Here is a 16,467-nt window from a genome sequence, read left to right on the forward strand (position 1 = left end):
GGGCGCACGCATGATCAACCCCGTCACCCTGCGACACCTGCGCTACTTCGTGGCGGTGGCCGAGGAGCTGCACTTCGGCCGTGCCGCCGAGCGCCTGCACATCTCCCAGCCGCCCCTGTCGCGCCAGATCGCCGAGCTGGAGGCCGCGCTCGGTGTGACGCTGCTCGTGAGAGGGCCGCGCCAGGTGCGTCTGTCGCCGGCCGGCGAGCGGGCCCTGGCCGAGTTCCGCAGCCTGTTGGCGTCCACGCAGGCGGCGCTGCAGCGTGTCGCGTCCCTGGGTGACGGGCTGCCGAGGCTCCGTGTGGGTCTGCTCGGCTGGTTGAACCTCAACAAGATGTCCGCGCTGGATCAGCAACTGCGTCGGCGTGGTCTCGTGGCGAGTGTCGAGAGCGAACTGATGGCCAGCCACGAGGCCCTGGCGGCGCTGAGCGCCGGGCGGCTGGACGCGGCGCTGGTCGCGGCACCGCTGCAGCAGGCCGGCGCCGATGCGGTCGCCGTGGCGCGCCTGCGCATGGCGGCGGTCGTGCCGGCCGGCTCCGATCTGGCGCGGCGACGTTCGTTGTCGCTCGCCGAGCTGAACGACGTGCCGCCGTTCTATCGTTTCCGGCGCTCCGCCAATCGGGCGCTCTGGGATCACTTGCAGCGGCAGTATCGCGAGCACGGCTTCGTGCCGCGCCAGGAGGCACCGGCCGCCGACGTCATCGCGGTGCTGGCCCGCATCGGAGCAGGAGCAGGTTGTACGCTGGTGCCGGAGCCGCTGGCGGTGCGGCACTACGCCGGCGTCGCGCGGCGGGCGCTGAAGGAGCGTGTGACCGTGGATCTGGCGCTGCTCACCCGCGCCGACCTCGATCCGGCATTGCGGGCGGCCTTGCAGGCCGGCGTGAAGGCGCTGCTGCCGCCGGGCGCCGAGGCTCTCGGCTCCCGGCCTCCGCCCGTCCGCTGAGTCTACTTGTAGCTGCGCGCGTCCTCGATCACCTTGCCGTCGTTGGGCAGGCTGCCGGCCGAGCAGAGAACCACGTCGGCGCGCAGCTTGGTCACGTCGCGCACGCTGTCGGCGATCCTCGCGGCCAGTCCCTCGGGCGTGCCTGTCACCTCGACCTGCAGCGTCATCGTGTCGTTGGCCATCTCGCCGGCCACCACCAGACGTGCGCGCTGCACCTCCGGGTGGCGGCGCGCCACCTCGGCCACCTGGCTGGGGTGCACGAACATGCCGCGCACCTTGGCGGTCTGGTCGGCGCGGCCCAGCCAGCCCTTGATGCGGGTGTTGGTGCGGCCGGTCGGGCAGGCGCCGGGCCAGACCGCGGAGAGGTCGCCGGTGCCGAAGCGGATCATCGGGTAGTCGGCGTGCAGCACGGTGATCACCACCTCGCCGACTTCCCCGTCGGGCACCGGGTCGCCGGTGCCGGGACGCACGATCTCCAGGATCACGCCTTCGTCGAGCACCAGGCCCTGCCGCGCGCTGGTCTCGTAGGCCACCAGGCCGACGTCGGCGGTGGCATAGCACTGGTAGGCCTGCACGCCGCGCTCGGCCAGCCAGTCGCGCAGGCTGGGCGGGAAAGCCTCGCCGCTGACCAGCGCCTTGGTCAGCGAGGGCAGGGCGATGCCTGCCTCGGCGGCCTTCTCGAAGACGATGCGCAGGAAGCTCGGCGTGCCGCAGTAGCCGTGCGGACGCAGCTCCTGCATGGCCTGCAACTGCAGCTCGGTGTTGCCCACGCCGCCGGCGAACACCGTGCAGCCGACTGCATGCGCGCCGGTCTCCATCATCGAGCCGGCCGGCGTGAGGTGGTAGCTGAAGCTGTTGTGGATCAGGTCGCCAGCGCGGAAGCCAGCGGCGAAGAGCGCGCGGCCGATGCGCCAGTAGTCGGGGGCGCTGCCCTCGGGTTCGTAGATCGGGCCGGGCGACTGGAAGACGCGCCTGGCGCCCTTCGGCGCACGCAACCCGCTCCAGCCGATCGCGGAGAAGCCGCCGAACGGATCCTGGGCGCGCTGCGCCTTCTGGCGCTCCAGCAGTTCATGCTTGCGCAGCACCGGCAGCGTGGCCAGTGCGTCGCGCGAGGTGATGCCCGCGGCGTCGATGCCGGCGAGCAGCTCGCCGAAGGCGGCCGTCCGCTGCGCCGCCGCCACCTGCGCGGGCAGCGCCGCCATCAGCGCCGCCTCGCGCGCGGCGGCCGGGCGCGCTTCCAGCGGGTCGAAATGTTCAGTCATCGCGGTCGCTCCAGCTGGCGAGCTTCTTCTTCAGGTCGGCGACGAAGTCGCGCAGCCCGACACTGTCGCGCAGCGTCCTCTCGCTCCACTCGGGGCTGCTGCGGCTCGGACGCTTCACCACCGCGGCCTTCAGCGTGGCACCGTCCACCGCGAGCCTGGCGATGAGCACGCCGCGTCGCTCGAAGCGGCCTTCGCGCTCGCTCAGCCCGAGCTCGCGCAGGTCGCGCCTCGCACGTTGCAGCGCCTCGTCCGGCTTGAACGGCGGCGGCGCGAAGCCGAACTCGTCCGCGCTCATGCCAGCCAGCGCTTGCGGCGCTTGTAGCTCTTCACGTCGCGGAAGCTCTTGCGGTCGCCGCCGCCGACGCCGAGGTAGAACTCCTTGACGTCCTCGTTTTCGCGCAGCATCTTCGCCTCGCCGTCCATCACGATGCGGCCGTTTTCCAGGATGTAGCCGTAGTCGGAATAGCGCAGCGCGATGTTGGTGTTCTGCTCGGCGAGCAGGAAGGTGACCTTCTCCTTGGTGTTCAGGTCCTTCACGATCTCGAACACTTCCTCGACGATCTGCGGCGCCAGCCCCATCGAGGGCTCGTCGAGCAGCACCATCTTCGGGTTGGCCATCAGCGCGCGGCCGATGGCGCACATCTGCTGCTCGCCGCCGGACGTATAGGCTGCCTGCGACGAGCGGCGCGTCTTCAGGCGCGGGAAATAGTTGTAGACCTTCTCCAGCGTGGCTGCCACCGCCGCCTTGCCGTCGCGGCGGGTGTAGGCGCCGGTCATCAGGTTCTCCTCGATGGTGAGGTGCGCGAAGCAGTGCCGCCCCTCCATCACCTGGATCACGCCGCGCTCGACCATGTCGGCGGTGGAGAGCTTCTCGATGCGCTCGCCGCGCAGCTCGATCGAGCCCTTGGTCACTTCGCCGCGTTCGCCGGCCAGCAGGTTGCTCACCGCCCGCAGCGTGGTCGTCTTGCCCGCGCCGTTGCCGCCGAGCAGGGCCACGATGCCGCCCTCGGGCACCTGCAGGCTGACGCCCTTGAGCACGAGGATCACGTGGTTGTAGATGACCTCGATGCCATTCACATTGAGGATGATGTTGCTCATGGTGTCTCGGTGCGATCAAGCAGTCGCCGCGGAGCTGGCTTTGCCGGGCCGCTGGCGGCGCCCCCTCGAGGGGGCGCGGCGCCAGCCGCTCCGGGGGTGGGTCAGGACTGGCAGTCTTCGGGCGTACGGCGGTTCAGCTTCTTCTCCGCGGCGTACTTGTCGGCGGCGTTCTTGATCATCGGCTTGATGATCGACGCGTCGCTCTCGTACCAGTCGGAGGTGAAGTTCCACTTCGCGCCGTCCCAGGTGTGGATGCGCGCCCAGGTGGCGCCGCGGTGGTCGGCGCAGGAGGTGCTGATCGGCCGCATCACGCCAGCGAAGCCCAGCGAGTCGAGCTTCTTCTGGTCGAGCGCGAGGTTCTCGTAGCCCCAGCGTGCCTGCTCGCCGGTCATCACCTTGCCCTTGCCGTAGCGCTCCTGCGCACGCTTGACGCCCTCGATGGACAGCATTGCCGCCATCAGGCCGCGCATGTACAGCACCTGGCCGACCTCTTCCTTCGGCCCCGTGCCCTGGCCCTTTCCGTGCACCTTGTCGAGGATCTCCTTCACGACCTTGGCGTTCGGCTCGGCGCCGTGCTGCAGCGCGAGCGCGTTGTAGCCCTTGGCGCCGTCACCCACGTCCTTCACGTCCGGCTCCGCGCCGGCCCACCACACGCCGTACATCTTGTCGCGCGGATAGCCGGTGGCCACCGCTTCCTTCAGCGCGGTGGAGTTCATCACGCCCCAGCCCCACAGGAACACGTAGTCCGGACGGTTCTGGCGGATCTGCAGCCAGGCGGCCTTCTGCTCCACGCCGGGATGGGTGACCGGGATCAACTGCAGGTCGAAGCCGTGCATCTTGCTGCGCTCCTGCAGCAGCGGGATCGGCTCCTTGCCGTAGGGGCTGTCGTGATAGACGAGGGTGATCTTCTTGCCCTTGAGCTTGTCGAGGCCGCCTTCCTTCTTGCCGACGTGCTGCACCAGGATGTCGGCGGCGTCCCAGTAGGTGCCGGTGAGCGGGAAGTTCCACTTGAACACCATGCCGTCGGTGCTCTCGCTGCGGCCGTAGCCGGCGGTGATCAGCGGGATCTTGTCGCCAGGTGCCTTCTCGGTCAGCGCGAAGGTGATGCCGGTGGACAGCGGCTGGAACACCGTCGCGCCCTTGCCCTTCAGGCGCTCGTAGCACTCCACGCCCTTGTCGGTCGCGTAGCCGGTCTCGCACTCCTCGAACGTCACCTTCACGCCGTTGATGCCGCCTTGCGCATTGATCAGCTTGAGGTAGTCGACGTAGCCGTTGGCGAACGGGATGCCGTTGGGCGCGTAGGCACCGGTGCGGTAGACCAGCACCGGGAAGAACTGCTCCTTCGCCTGCGCGAAGGCGGTGCTCGTGGCCAGGCTGGCCGCGCCGGCTGCCGCGAGGACCGCGGCCGTCGTGATGGACTTGAATGTCATGTCTGCCTCCAGGGGTGGAAAGAGCACTCGTCGGTGCGTGGGTGAGAAATCAGTGCGGGAAAGGCCACAGGCGCAGCTTCTCCTTGCCGATCGACCACAGCCGGGCGAGGCCATGCGGCTCGACGATCAGGAAGAAGACGATCAGCGCGCCGAAGATCATGAAGGTCAGATGCGAGGCCAGCGCGGTGTCGATCGGGATGCCGAACCAGTAGGGCAGGTTGTCGAGCACGATCGGCAGCACGACGATGAACGCCGCGCCGAAGAAGCTGCCCATGATCGAGCCCAGCCCGCCAATGATCACCATGAACAGCAACTGGAACGATCGGTCGATGTTGAAGGCGGCCGGCTCCCAGGAGCCGAGGTGCACGAAGCCCCACAGCGCGCCGGCCACACCGACGATGAAGGAACTGACCGCGAACGCGGTGAGCTTGGCGTAGACCGGGCGGATGCCGATCACGGCGGCGGCCACGTCCATGTCGCGGATCGCCATCCACTCGCGGCCGATGTGGCCGCGCACGAGGTTCTTGGCGAGCATGCCGAAGACGATCAGGAAGGCCAGGCAGAACAGGTACTTCTGCACCGGCGTCTCGATCGGCAGCCCGAGCACGTTCAGGCCGGCCACGCTGACCGAGCCCGACGCCGAGTCGTTGGTGAACCACTTGATGCGCAGGAAGGCCCAGTCGGTGAAGAACTGCGCCGCCAGCGTCGCCACCGCAAGGTACAGGCCCTTGATGCGCAGTGACGGGATGCCGAACAGCACGCCTACCGCGGTGGCGCACACGCCGCCCATCAGCAGCGAGGCAATGAGCGGCATGCCCTCGATGCGCACCTGGAAGTTGTAGGCCGCGTAGGCGCCCACCGCCATGAAGGCGCCGGTGCCCAGCGAGATCTGCCCGCAGTAGCCGACCAGGATGTTCAGTCCCAGCGCGGCCAGCGAGAGGATCAGGAAGGGGATCAGGATGGCGCGAAACAGGTACTCCGGCGCGACGAAAGGCACGACGACGATCGCGAAGGCGAGCAGCGCGCCGATGGCGATGCGGTCCTGGGCGATCGGGAAGACCGCCTGGTCGGCACGGTAGCTGGTCTTGAACTGGCCGTTTTCTCTGTACAGCATGGTGTCAGACCCGGTCGATGATCTTCTCGCCGAAGAGGCCTTGCGGTCTCACGAGCAGGAAGAGAAGTGCGAGGACATAGGCGAACCAGATCTCGATGCCGCCGCCGAACATCGGCCCGATGTAGACCTCGGAAAGCTTCTCGCCCACGCCGATGATCAGCCCGCCGATGATGGCGCCGGGCACCGAGGTCAGCCCACCGAGGATGACCACCGGCAGCGCCTTCAGCGCCACCAGCGACAGCGAGAACTGCACGCCCAGCTTGCTGCCCCAGATGATGCCGGCCACCAGCGCGACGAAGCCGGCCACGCTCCACACGATCACCCAGATGCGGTTCAGCGGGATGCCGATCGATTGCGCGGCCTGGTGGTCGTCGGCCACCGCGCGCAGCGCGCGGCCGGTGGCGGTCTTCTGGAAGAACAGGCTCAGCGCCGCCACCAGTGCGGCGGCGATCACCGCGGCGTAGAGGTCTTCCTGGCTGACCAGGATGCCGCCCTGGAACACGCTGTCGAGCAGGAACAGCGGGTCCTTGGGCAGGCCGACGTCGATCTTGTAGATCTGGCTGCCGAACAGTGTCTGGCCGAAGCCATCGAGGAAGTAGGTGATGCCCAGCGTGGCCATCAGCAGCGTGATGCCCTCCTGGTTGACCAGCTTGCCCAGCACCAGCCGCTCGATCAGCCAGGCGACGATGACCATCACGGCCATCGCGGCGACGAAGGCCAGCACGTTGCCCAGCACCTTGCTCTCGATGCCCAGGCCGGCGGGGATCCACTCCGAGAAGCGCGCCATCGCCAGCGCGGCGAACAGCACCATCGCGCCCTGTGCGAAGTTGAACACGCCGCTGGCCTTGAAGATGAGCACGAAGCCGAGCGCGATCAGCGAGTACAGCATGCCGGCCATCAGCCCGCCGATCAGGGTCTCAAGAAAGAATGCCATGGTCAGTGACTCGTTCCGAGGTAGGCGTTGATGACGTCCGGGTTCTTGCGAACCTCCTCGGGCGTGCCGTCGCCGATCTTCTTGCCGTAGTCGAGCACGACGACGCGGTCGGAGATGTCCATCACCACGCCCATGTCGTGCTCGATCAGCACGATGGTGGTGCCGTACTCGTCGTTGACGTCGAGGATGAAGCGGCTCATGTCCTGCTTCTCCTCCACGTTCATGCCGGCCATCGGCTCGTCCAGCAGCAGCAGGCTGGGCTCCATGGCCAGCGCGCGGCCGAGGTCGACGCGTTTCTGCAGTCCGTATGGCAGGCGGCCCACCGGCGTCTTGCGGTAGGCCTGGATCTCGAGGAAGTCGATGATGCGCTCGACGAACTCGCGGTGCGCGATCTCCTCGCGCTCGGCCGCGCCCCAGCGGATCGCCTGCTGGAAGATGTTGCTCTTCATGCGCAGGTTGCGGCCGGTCATGATGTTGTCCAGCACGCTCATGCCCTTGAACAGCGCCAGGTTCTGGAAGGTGCGCGCGATGCCCATCTCGGCGACCTGGCGCGAGTTCATGTGCGTGAAGGTCTGGCCGCGCAGCGTGATCGAACCGTCCTGCGGCGTGTAGACGCCGTTGATGCAGTTGAGCATCGAGCTCTTGCCGGCGCCGTTCGGGCCGATGATGGCGCGCACCTCGTGCTCGCGCACGTCGAAACTGATGTCGGTCAGCGCCTTCACCCCGCCGAAGCGCAGCGAGATGTTCTGCACGTCGAGGATGACCTCGCCGATCTTGCGTTCTGCCACGGTCAGGCTGCCTTCTTCATGCTCGGGAACGTCTTCGCGTCGGCGATCTTCAGCGTCGCCGAGACCATGCCGGTGCGGCCGTCCTCGAACTTCACTTGGGTCTCGACGTACTGCTCGCTCTTGCCGCCGTACAGCGCATCGACCAGCACCTGGTAGCGCTCTCCGATGAAGCCGCGGCGCACCTTGCGCGTGCGCGTGAGCTCGCCGTCGTCGGCGTCGAGCTCCTTGTGCAGGATCAGGAAGCGGCTGACCTGGCTGCCGGCGAGCATGGTGTCGGCGGCGAGGTCGGCGTTGACCTTCTCGACGCACTCGCGCACCAGATCGTAGACCTCGGGTTTCTGCGCCAGGTCCGTGTAGCCCGCGTAGGGCAGGCCGCGCTTCTCCGCCCAGTTGCCCACCGCCTCGACGTCGATGTTGATGAAGGCGCAGACGCGCTCGCGCTTGTCGCCGAAGGCCACCGCCTCCTTGATGTGCGGGAAGAACTTCAGCTTGTTCTCCACGTACTTGGGCGCGAACATCGCGCCGTCGTTGCCACCGCCCATGAGGCGGCCGACGTCCTTGGCGCGGTCGATGATCTTCAGGTGGCCGCCGGCATCGAGGAAGCCGGCATCGCCGGTGTGATACCAGCCGGAGGCATCGAGCACCTCGGCGGTGGCGGCCGGGTTCTTGTAGTACTCCTTGAGCAGCCCCGGCGACCTGATGAGGATCTCGCCGCTGTCGGTGAGCTTCACCTCCACCCCGGCAATCGGCACGCCCACGGTGTCGGCCTTGGCCTCGTGGTCGGGCTGCAGGCACACGAACACCGCGGTCTCGGTCGAGCCGTAGAGCTGCTTCAGGTTGATGCCGATGGAGCGGTAGAAGGTGAACAGGTCGGGGCCGATCGCCTCGCCGGCGGTGTAGGCCACGCGCACGCGCGACAGGCCCAGCGTGTTGCGCAGCGGCCCGTAGACGAGCAAGTTGCCCAGGGCGTAACCGAGCTTGTCCATCAGTCCGACCGGCTTGCCGTCCATCAGTGCCGGGCCAACCTTCTTCGCCACCGCCATGTAGTGGTGGAACAGGCCGCGCTTGATCGCGCTGGCATCCTCCATGCGGATCATCACGCTGGTCAGCAGGCCCTCGAAGACGCGCGGCGGCGCGAAGTAGTAGGTCGGACCGATCTCCTTCAGGTCGATCGTCACCGTCGCTGCCGACTCGGGACAGTTGACCACGTAGCCGCAGGCCAGCCACTGCGCGTAGCTGAAGATGTTCTGGCCGATCCAGGCCGGCGGCAGGTAGGCCAGCACCTCCTCACGCTCGGACAGCTGGTCGAAGTCGGCACCCGCCTTGGCGCGGTCGAGCAGCGTGAAGTGCGTGTGCACCACGCCCTTCGGGTTGCCGGTGGTGCCGGAGGTGAAGAACATCGCCGCCATGTCGCCGGGCGAACCTTTCGCGACCTCCGCGTCGAAGAAGCCCGGGTGGGCCTGTGCATGCGCTCGGCCGGCCTCGATCAGCGCGTCGAGCGCGGCCAGGCCCGGCTCGCTGTAGTTGCGCAGGCCGCGCGGGTCGTCGTACCAGAGGCGCGTCAGCAGCGGGCACCGATCGCGGATCTCGAGCATCTTGTCGACCTGCTCCTGGTCCTCGACGATGGCGAAGCCGACGTCGGCGTTGACGATCGGGAAGACGAACTCGGCCGCGGCCGCGTCCTGGTACAGCGGGATCGGCACGGCGCCGAGCGCCTGGGCGGCGAGCATCGAGGCGTACAGGCGTGGTCGGTTGTCCCCGACGACGACGATGTGGTCGTCGCGCTTCAGCCCGGCTGCCGCCAGACCGCCCGCCAGATCGCGCACGAGATCGGCGAGGTCCGCCCAGGTCAGGGTCTGCCAGATGCCGTACACCTTCTCGCGCAGGGCCGGCGCCGTGGGGCGCTTCGCCGCATGTTCGAGCATCAATCGCGGAAACGTCGTCTGCACCGCATGTCTCCTCTCGGTGGCAGGACTGTAAGAACAAGTTTGACGCCAGGTTGTCGTTGTGACGACAATCTCCGGGACAGCCCCGAGGGGACTTTCCCCAGGGTGCGCTGTCAGGCTACCGTCAACCATCCGGCGCATGAGCCCCGCTTCGACCGAGACCCCGAGCCGCCCGCCGCCGCTGCGCCAACGGGCGCGGTTGCCGTCGCCGGACGAACTCGGGATGATCCCGTGGCTCGGCCTGCTCGACGCCGTCGAGCGAGAGCGGGTGGTCGGCGCGCTGCAGGTGGTGGAGGCCGCCCCGGGCGACTATGTGTGCAAGATCGGCCGTCAGGCGAACTACTGGTTCGGCGTGCTCGACGGCCTGCTGAAGATGAGCAACGACAGTTCGCTGGGCTTCGCCATCACCTTCACCGGCGTGCCGCCGGGGGCATGGTTCGGCGAGGGCACGCTGCTCAAGCGCGAGGTCTACCGCTACAACATCGAGCCGCTGCGCGCCAGCGTGGTCGCCGGCGTGGACATCGACACCTTCGAGTGGCTGCTCGAACGCAGCATCCCGTTCAACCGCTACGTGATGAACCAGCTCAACGAGCGGCTCGGCCAGTTCATCGCGGCCCGGGAGATCGATCGCCTCGACGACCCGGACACCCGCGTGGCGCGCAATCTGGCTGCGCTGTTCCACCCGGTGCTCTATCCCGGCGTCGGCACGCTGCTGCGCATCACGCAGCAGGAGCTGGGCTACCTGGTCGGGCTGTCGCGCCAGCGCGTCAACGAGGCGCTGCGCTCGCTGCAGGGCGAGGGGCTGATCACCATCGAATACGGTGGTGTGCGCGTGCTCGACCTGCCGGCCTTGCGCCGGCATGTGCATCGCAGCGCTTGACCATCGTCACGCGCCGGCCGCGCGGCGCCGAATGGATGGTGCGGGACGGGGTTATTCCGGCGGCCCAACGGGCGCGCGGTGGTCGAAGATCGGTCCCGTATCGTCTCAATCGCCGCATGACCGCCATGTCCGACTCGGCCATCATCGCCGACCGCGGGGAGTTCGTCGACGCGCTGCGCGCGCTCCGGCATGGCCATGTGCTCGTGCATGTGGGCGACATCTGGGGTGGCTGCACCATCGCCGGCGGGGTCGTGCATACGACGTTCCGCACCCTGACCGCCTATGCGCTGGTCGACGAATTCCAGAACCCGGACGGTTTCGAGCATGTCCACTACTACCGCCTCAACGCCCGCGGCCACGAGTTCGCGGAGCGCGCGCTGCGGGCCTGGGAGCGACGTCCGCTGATCGAGCGGCTGGCGACGCGGCTGCTCGGCTGAGCCGCTCAGCCGTTGACCACGCCGGCGGCCACGTGGCCCGCCGGCACGTGCGGCGCCGCGTTCTCGATGTGACCGGTCTGGTCGTCGAAGAAGAAGTCCGGTTCGAACTCGCGCAGGAACTCGCCCTTGGGCAGGCCGCCGAGGAACATCGCCTCGTCGACCTCGATGTTCCAGTCCATCAGCGTGCGGATCGCGCGCTCGTGCGCCGGCGCGCTGCGCGCGGTGACCAGCGCGGTGCGGATGCGCATGTCGCGTGCCGGCTCGCGCTGCAGCTCCTGCAGCGCTTGCAGCAGCGGCTTGAACGGCCCGGGGGCCAGCGGCGTGGCGGCGCGCCGATGCTCGTGGTCCTGGAAGGCGTCCAGTCCGTCGCGCTGGAAAACGCGCTCGGCCTCGTCGGAGAACAGCACCGCGTCGCCGTCGAAGGCGATGCGCACCTCGTCGGGGTGGGCGTCGGAGGCGCGCGCCGACTGCGGGTAGACGCGCGCCGCCGGCACGCCGGCGGCCAGCGCCGAGCGCACGTCGGCCTCGTTGGTGGACAGGAACAGGTTCGCCGCCAACGGCCGCAGGTAGCGCCACGGAGACTCGCCACGCGTGAACACGCCGCGCTGGATGGGCAGGCCGTAGTGGCGCGCCGAGCGGAACACGCGCATGCCCGAGACCGGGTCGTTGCGCGACAGGATCACCACCTCGACGCGCGGCCGCTCCGGCACGTTGAAGGCCAGCAGTTTGTTGACCAGCGAGAAGGCCACCCCCGGCTTGGCCGCCCGCTCGAGCCGCTGGAGCTGTAGCTGCATGTAGGCGCGGTCGTCCGAGGCTTCGAAGACCTGGTTCTCCTCCTCGAAGTCGAAGAGGGCGCGCGACGAGATGGCCACCACCAGCTGGCCGGCGAGCGAGACGGGCATGCGGACCATGATAGCGACCGCGCAACACATGAAACACGACGGCGCTTGCCGTGAAGCCTTCGCGAAACCTGGGGCGCCGAGCATTCCATCCATCGCGCAGACCGCTGCGCCCGAACGGAGGACGACTCGATGAACCCGTACATCACCATGTTGCGCCCGCCCGTGACGGGCTGGCTCCGGCTCGCACCCGTGAACGCCGTGGCGCGGGAGCAGCGCCGGCCGGAATCCCACCTTCCCGAGCCGGTGATCTTCCGCAGCGAGTGTTTTGCCGAGGACCTGCTGGAGACGTCCCCATCGATGTCGGCGCGATCCGGCGCCGCGGTGGTGCCCGCCTGAGCCCGAGCAACATGTCGTTGGAGAAGCTCATGGACCCCATGACCACCCGTGTGCTGCCGCCGAGCAGCCGCGCCAGACTGCCCGAGGCCGCGCGGCCGCCGGTGCGCGACGATTTCGCCGCCGAACGCGCGCTGGCCGAGTTGTTCCCGCATCTGCAGAGCGCCGCCGACGCCGCGCTGGCGGAGCTGTTTCCGATGCTGCGCCTGCGCCCTGCCGCGGCGCGTCGCTGAGCCATGCTGGTCGGCGAGCTGCCGCTGCAACCGCCGGGCGGCTCCGCTCGATATGATCCGCGCTCGCATGCCTTTGCAGCCGGAGTCCGCGACGTGAGCCCTGCCGAGAATCCGCCCGTGGTGATGGTCGTCGACGACGAGCCGGAGCTGCGTGCACTGCTGGCGGAGTATTTCGGTCGCCACGGCTTCACCGTGCGTCAGGCCGAGGACGCTGCCGCGGCGCGGCGGCTGGTGGCCGAGCGGGTGCCCGATCTGGCCATCCTCGACGTCAACATGCCCGGTGAGAACGGCCTGTCGCTGGCGCGCTTCCTGCGCGAGGCGCATCCGCGCATCGGCCTGGTGATGCTCACCACCGCTGGCGAGTCGGTCGACCGCATCGTCGGCCTCGAGCTCGGCGCAGATGATTACCTGCCCAAGCCCTTCGAGATGCGCGAACTGCTGGCGCGTGCCCGCTCGGTGCTGCGCCGTCTCGCGGTGGCGCCGGCGGCGGCATCCGAGGCGGCCGCCGAGCCGCCGGCGCGACGCGTGCGCTTCGGCCGTTGCGAGCTCGACTTGGACCAGCGCCGCCTCTTCGGACCCGAGGGCGCCGAGGTCGAGATCAGCGCGGCCGAGTACGACCTGCTGGCACTGTTCGCGCGACATCCCAACCGGCCGCTGAACCGCGACCAGATCATGGAGCAGGCGCACAACCGCGGCTGGGACGTGTTCGACCGCTCCATCGATCTGCGCATCATGCGGCTGCGCCGCAAGATCGAGCGCAACCCCGACAAGCCGGAAGTGCTGAAGACCGTGCGCAACGTCGGCTACGTCTACGTCACTGGAGCCGGGGCGACCACGTGACCTTGCCGCAGCCGGTGCCGGACGCGGCGCTGCACCGCCTGCGCCGAAGCTACGCGCTGCTGATGCTGCTGCTGGGCCTGCCGGTGCTGGCGGCCGTGGTGTACGTGCTGGTGCTGCAGTTCGAGATCGTCTCGGTCGGCACGCAGCGGCAGATTGCCATGAGCACCGACCGTCGCGTCACGCGGCTGGACGCGGTGCTCGCGCCGCTGCGCGACAACCTGCTGCGGCTGCGCAATGCGACCATGGAGCCGGCCATCGCGCCAGCGGTCGCCGTGGACCGCGACTCGCTCGCCGCCACTGCGGACGGTCAGGGCTACACGCTGGACGCGCTGCCGGAGGTGCTGCACGAGAGCGCGCCTCAGGTGATGCTCGCCGGACCCCAGCGCCACGACGAGCGCTGGCGCCACGAGGCAGTGGACCTGGCGGCACTGTTCGCGCAGCAGGCCCGCCTGGTGACCAGCGGGCGCGGCGCGTTCCGCCGCGTCTACTATATCGACGCCTCGGCCACGCAACTTTGGATCCACCCCTGGGTGGGCAGCGAGCAGCTGCTCGCCGAGCTGGGCGCGCGCGACGTGCCCGAGGCGCTGCGGGCGCTCGCCTCGCGCCACGCCCGCGCCAGCAACGACGGCCTGGTGTTCCGCGATGCCGTGCTCTGGCGCGTGCAGCCCGACGGCGTGATCAGCGCCACTGCCGCGCTGAGCCTGCGGGAGCGCTTCGGCACGGTCACCGCCGAGCTGCCCGCCGGCGCGCTGGATGGGGCCAAGGTCGAGGCGGGCATCGGCCGCTTCTGGGTGCTCGACGGCGACGGCACGCTGGTGTGGGACTACAAGGCGCGCAGCGAGCCGGCCGGCTCCGCGCTCGATGCGGCGGTGCCGGTGATCGCGCCGGACACGCTCGCACAGGCCACCAGCGCACCGCTGGCGGTGCGCGCCGGTGCGCTGCTGCTGTCGGCTCGTCCTTCGTCGGTGGCGCCCTGGCGCGCCGTCTATGCCAGCGACGAGGCGCACGTGCGCCAGCTGGTGCTGCGCGACGTCGGCCCCTTTGCGGCCGGCGGCGCGCTGCTGCTGCTGCTCTTCCTGGCCACCGCGACGATGCTGTGGCGGCGCTATGCGCTGCCCTCGCTGCGCCTGGTGGACTACCTGCACCGCAAGGCGTTCGACGCCGCCGCTGCCGAGCCGGCGCTGCCGCTGGCCTGGGTGCCCTGGATGCAGCTCACGCGTGATACCTTCGATGCCGCGCGCGAGGCGCGCTCTCGCGAGCTGCAGGCGGTGGCGCTGAAGTCGGCCATCGTCGACCATGCGTTGGCGGCGATCATCTCCACCGATGCGCAGGGCCGCATCGTCGAGTTCAACCCGGCTGCCGAATCGATGTTCGGGCGCCGTCGCGGCGAGGTGATCGGTCGCCCGGTCGCGGAGGTGACGGTCCCTCCGCGCCACCGTGCCGGCCACGAGGCGGCGATCGCACGCATGCGCGCGGGCGGCGATCCGCACATGATGGGCCGTCGCGTCGAGATGACGGGGATGCGCGCCGACGGCAGCGAGTTCCCCGTCGAGGTGGTGCTGTGGCGCACCGACCTGGGCGGCGAGTCGCACTTCACCGCCTCGCTGACCGACCTTTCGGAGCGCCGTGCCGCGGCCGAGCAGATCGAGCGCCAGCGCGAGGCGCTGCGGCAGAGCGAGAAGCTCACCGCCATGGGCAGCCTGCTCGCCGGCGTGGCCCACGAGCTGAACAATCCGCTGGCCATCGTGATGGGCCGCGCCGGCCTGCTCGAAGAGAAGTGCGAAGGTGCACCCGACCTGCAAGGCGACGCCAAGCGCATCCGCGAGGCCGCGGAGCGCTGCGGTCGCATCGTGCGCACCTTTCTCAACATGGCGCGACAGAGACCGACCGAGCGGCGCAACGTGCAGCTCAACGACCTGGCGCGCGCCGCCGCCGACATGCTCGCCTACACCTTGCGCAGCCATGGTATCGAGCTGCAGCTGGAGCTCGAGCCGGAGCTGCCCGAGGTGAGCGCCGATGCGGACCAGATCGGCCAGGTGGTGCTCAACCTGCTCGTGAACGCGCAGCAGGCGTTGGTGTCCTCGCCGGCGGAGGGCCTGCGGCGCATCAGGCTGTCGACCGGGGTGGAGGCGCGCCGCCGCAACCGCGAACCGCGTGTCTGGCTGCGCGTGGCCGACACCGGCCCCGGCGTGCCGCCCGCACTGCACGAAAGGATCTTCGAGCCCTTCTTCACCACCAAGCCGGAGGGCATCGGCACCGGGCTGGGCTTGGCGGTGTCGCGTTCGCTGGTGCGCGAACACGGCGGCCAGCTCGGTCTGGAGATCAGCGCCGCCGGTGCGGTGTTCCGCATGAGCCTGCCGATCAGCGGGCGCCCGGGGGAAGTCACCGAACCCGGTGCGCTGGCGGGTGCGGAAGGCGCCGGCCCGGCGCGCGTGCTCGTCGTTGACGACGAGGCCGAGATCGCCGAGCTCATGCGCGCCATGCTGGAGAGCGCCGGTTTCGAGGTGGCCACCGCCGAGTCCGGCGCGGTGGCGCTGGAACTGCTGGAGGAGGCGCGCTTCGACGCCATCGTCTGCGACCTGCGCATGCCCGACATGGACGGCACGGCACTGTGGCGAGAAGTGAACGAACGCCAGCCGTCGCTGGCACGGCGCCTGCTCTTCGTCACCGGCGACATGCTCTCGCCCGGCGCGGAGGCGTTCCTCGCCGAGTCAGGCTGCGGCAGCCTGGACAAGCCCTTCGGGCGCGCCGATCTGGTCGATCGCGTGACCACGCTGCTGATGGGCTGATCAGGCCGCGCGGCGTGCCTGTCCCGCGGCCGCCATCATCGAGGTGCTGACCAGCGCGTACATTGCCAGCCAGGCCTCGCGCGTGGCGGCGTCGAAGTCCGCCCCCAGGCCTTCCTCCAGCGTGGCGATCAGCGCGACGCCCACGCTGCGGTAGTCGGCCGGCTGCACGCCGTAGCCGGCATGGCGGGCGCCGAGCTGCGCGAGTACCGGCAGCAGCGCCGGAGGGTGGTCGAGCAGTCGCACGGCAGCGCCGATCATCTCCATCAGCCGGCGCCCCTGGCTGCGCAGGTCGCCGATGAACAGCGGTTTGAGCTCGGGCGCCTGGGCGAAGAGCTTGCGGTAGAAGAGGGCGGCGGCTTCGTCGGCCATCGGGGCGACGAGCTCGAAGCTGCGCCGGACCAGGTGGGTCTGTTGCGGGGTCATCGTCATTCCTGGCATGTGCGGGCACACGCGGCCCGGGAATGACAGCTTCGGGGACGCAGGTCGCAGCCGTGTTTCGGCGCAGGAACCGTTCGGTTTCCTTTGTTCTTCGCGGGTG

General features: G+C 69.3%; 17 protein-coding genes. 7 read left to right on the forward strand and 10 right to left on the reverse strand.

Translation table 11 applies throughout. The features are described 5' to 3' along the window. The first annotated feature begins 10 nt into the window (after positions 1 to 10). Positions 11 to 943, forward strand: coding sequence for a LysR family transcriptional regulator (locus Q0599_RS09315; RefSeq protein WP_298828692.1), 933 nt, complete (start codon positions 11 to 13; stop codon positions 941 to 943). Between the two features lie 2 nt (positions 944 to 945). Here Q0599_RS09315 and Q0599_RS09320 read toward each other — a convergent pair whose 3' ends face one another. The 8 genes from Q0599_RS09320 to Q0599_RS09355 form a co-directional block, all read right to left on the reverse strand. After that, entirely contained in the window at positions 946 to 2,205 is a 1,260-nt protein-coding gene (locus Q0599_RS09320) for a phenylacetate--CoA ligase family protein (protein ID WP_298828694.1), read from the reverse strand. Continuing rightward, entirely contained in the window at positions 2,198 to 2,500 is a 303-nt protein-coding gene (locus tag Q0599_RS09325) for a hypothetical protein (protein ID WP_298828697.1), read from the reverse strand. Before Q0599_RS09325 ends, Q0599_RS09320 begins: the two co-directional genes overlap by 8 nt. Beyond that, complete coding sequence (locus Q0599_RS09330; protein WP_298828699.1) at positions 2,497 to 3,303, reverse strand: ABC transporter ATP-binding protein; 807 nt, start codon at positions 3,301 to 3,303, stop codon at positions 2,497 to 2,499. The genes Q0599_RS09325 and Q0599_RS09330 overlap by 4 nt, the downstream gene beginning before the upstream one ends. Before the next feature lie 101 nt (positions 3,304 to 3,404). Continuing rightward, on the reverse strand, positions 3,405 to 4,733 hold the full coding sequence (locus Q0599_RS09335; RefSeq protein WP_298828701.1) for an ABC transporter substrate-binding protein: 1,329 nt from the start codon (positions 4,731 to 4,733) through the stop codon (positions 3,405 to 3,407). A 49-nt stretch (positions 4,734 to 4,782) separates the two neighbouring features. Continuing rightward, positions 4,783 to 5,847, reverse strand: coding sequence for a branched-chain amino acid ABC transporter permease (locus tag Q0599_RS09340; protein WP_298828704.1), 1,065 nt, complete (start codon positions 5,845 to 5,847; stop codon positions 4,783 to 4,785). Positions 5,848 to 5,851: 4 nt separating this feature from the next. Beyond that, positions 5,852 to 6,781, reverse strand: coding sequence for a branched-chain amino acid ABC transporter permease (locus tag Q0599_RS09345; protein WP_298828706.1), 930 nt, complete (start codon positions 6,779 to 6,781; stop codon positions 5,852 to 5,854). Positions 6,782 to 6,783: 2 nt separating this feature from the next. After that, positions 6,784 to 7,569, reverse strand: coding sequence for an ABC transporter ATP-binding protein (locus tag Q0599_RS09350; protein ID WP_298828709.1), 786 nt, complete (start codon positions 7,567 to 7,569; stop codon positions 6,784 to 6,786). 2 nt (positions 7,570 to 7,571) lie between these two features. Continuing rightward, positions 7,572 to 9,518 carry an AMP-binding protein gene (locus Q0599_RS09355; protein ID WP_298828711.1) on the reverse strand — a complete coding sequence of 649 codons (1,947 nt, stop codon included), beginning with the start codon at positions 9,516 to 9,518 and terminating at the stop codon, positions 7,572 to 7,574. Positions 9,519 to 9,654: 136 nt separating this feature from the next. Here Q0599_RS09355 and Q0599_RS09360 point away from each other — a divergent pair, with 136 nt between their 5' ends. After that, positions 9,655 to 10,395 (forward strand): Crp/Fnr family transcriptional regulator, encoded by a 741-nt coding sequence (locus tag Q0599_RS09360; protein ID WP_298828713.1) that lies wholly within the window; start codon positions 9,655 to 9,657, stop codon positions 10,393 to 10,395. Next, positions 10,392 to 10,832, forward strand: a complete 441-nt coding sequence (locus tag Q0599_RS09365) for a hypothetical protein (protein WP_298828716.1) — start codon at positions 10,392 to 10,394, stop codon at positions 10,830 to 10,832. The genes Q0599_RS09360 and Q0599_RS09365 overlap by 4 nt, the downstream gene beginning before the upstream one ends. A 5-nt stretch (positions 10,833 to 10,837) precedes the next feature. Here Q0599_RS09365 and Q0599_RS09370 read toward each other — a convergent pair whose 3' ends face one another. Next, a complete protein-coding gene (locus Q0599_RS09370; RefSeq protein ID WP_298828719.1) occupies positions 10,838 to 11,734 on the reverse strand; it encodes a 5'-nucleotidase in 897 nt (298 codons plus the stop codon). Between the two features lie 129 nt (positions 11,735 to 11,863). On the opposite strand from Q0599_RS09370, the gene Q0599_RS09375 reads away from it, so the two are divergent. The 4 genes from Q0599_RS09375 to Q0599_RS09390 all read left to right on the forward strand — a co-directional run bounded on the left by Q0599_RS09375 (position 11,864) and on the right by Q0599_RS09390 (position 15,929). After that, positions 11,864 to 12,070, forward strand: coding sequence for a hypothetical protein (locus tag Q0599_RS09375; RefSeq protein ID WP_298828722.1), 207 nt, complete (start codon positions 11,864 to 11,866; stop codon positions 12,068 to 12,070). Positions 12,071 to 12,099: 29 nt separating this feature from the next. Further along, a complete protein-coding gene (locus Q0599_RS09380) occupies positions 12,100 to 12,300 on the forward strand; it encodes a hypothetical protein (RefSeq protein ID WP_298828725.1) in 201 nt (66 codons plus the stop codon). A 93-nt stretch (positions 12,301 to 12,393) separates the two neighbouring features. Continuing rightward, positions 12,394 to 13,140 carry a response regulator gene (locus tag Q0599_RS09385; protein ID WP_298828728.1) on the forward strand — a complete coding sequence of 249 codons (747 nt, stop codon included), beginning with the start codon at positions 12,394 to 12,396 and terminating at the stop codon, positions 13,138 to 13,140. Continuing rightward, positions 13,137 to 15,929, forward strand: coding sequence for a PAS domain-containing sensor histidine kinase (locus Q0599_RS09390; RefSeq protein ID WP_298828731.1), 2,793 nt, complete (start codon positions 13,137 to 13,139; stop codon positions 15,927 to 15,929). Before Q0599_RS09385 ends, Q0599_RS09390 begins: the two co-directional genes overlap by 4 nt. Here Q0599_RS09390 and Q0599_RS09395 read toward each other — a convergent pair whose 3' ends face one another. Next, complete coding sequence (locus tag Q0599_RS09395) at positions 15,930 to 16,352, reverse strand: globin family protein (RefSeq protein WP_298828734.1); 423 nt, start codon at positions 16,350 to 16,352, stop codon at positions 15,930 to 15,932. It lies immediately after the preceding gene. Positions 16,353 to 16,467 lie beyond the last annotated feature (115 nt).

This window comes from uncultured Piscinibacter sp. (genome assembly GCF_937952055.1).
In the GTDB taxonomy this organism is placed as follows: domain Bacteria; phylum Pseudomonadota; class Gammaproteobacteria; order Burkholderiales; family Burkholderiaceae_C; genus Piscinibacter.

Bases quoted from the DNA above. Each gene is read 5' to 3' on its own strand.
- Q0599_RS09330 (WP_298828699.1), bottom strand. From the start codon at position 3,303: ATGAGCAACATCATCCTCAATGTGAATGGCATCGAGGTCATCTACAAC.
- Q0599_RS09380 (WP_298828725.1), top strand. From the start codon at position 12,100: ATGGACCCCATGACCACCCGTGTGCTGCCGCCGAGCAGCCGCGCCAGA.
- Q0599_RS09320 (WP_298828694.1), bottom strand. From the start codon at position 2,205: ATGACTGAACATTTCGACCCGCTGGAAGCGCGCCCGGCCGCCGCGCGC.
- Q0599_RS09360 (WP_298828713.1), top strand. From the start codon at position 9,655: ATGAGCCCCGCTTCGACCGAGACCCCGAGCCGCCCGCCGCCGCTGCGC.
- Q0599_RS09325 (WP_298828697.1), bottom strand. From the start codon at position 2,500: ATGAGCGCGGACGAGTTCGGCTTCGCGCCGCCGCCGTTCAAGCCGGAC.
- Q0599_RS09370 (WP_298828719.1), bottom strand. From the start codon at position 11,734: ATGCCCGTCTCGCTCGCCGGCCAGCTGGTGGTGGCCATCTCGTCGCGC.
- Q0599_RS09335 (WP_298828701.1), bottom strand. From the start codon at position 4,733: ATGACATTCAAGTCCATCACGACGGCCGCGGTCCTCGCGGCAGCCGGC.
- Q0599_RS09395 (WP_298828734.1), bottom strand. From the start codon at position 16,352: ATGACCCCGCAACAGACCCACCTGGTCCGGCGCAGCTTCGAGCTCGTC.
- Q0599_RS09315 (WP_298828692.1), top strand. From the start codon at position 11: ATGATCAACCCCGTCACCCTGCGACACCTGCGCTACTTCGTGGCGGTG.
- Q0599_RS09375 (WP_298828722.1), top strand. From the start codon at position 11,864: ATGAACCCGTACATCACCATGTTGCGCCCGCCCGTGACGGGCTGGCTC.
- Q0599_RS09340 (WP_298828704.1), bottom strand. From the start codon at position 5,847: ATGCTGTACAGAGAAAACGGCCAGTTCAAGACCAGCTACCGTGCCGAC.
- Q0599_RS09345 (WP_298828706.1), bottom strand. From the start codon at position 6,781: ATGGCATTCTTTCTTGAGACCCTGATCGGCGGGCTGATGGCCGGCATG.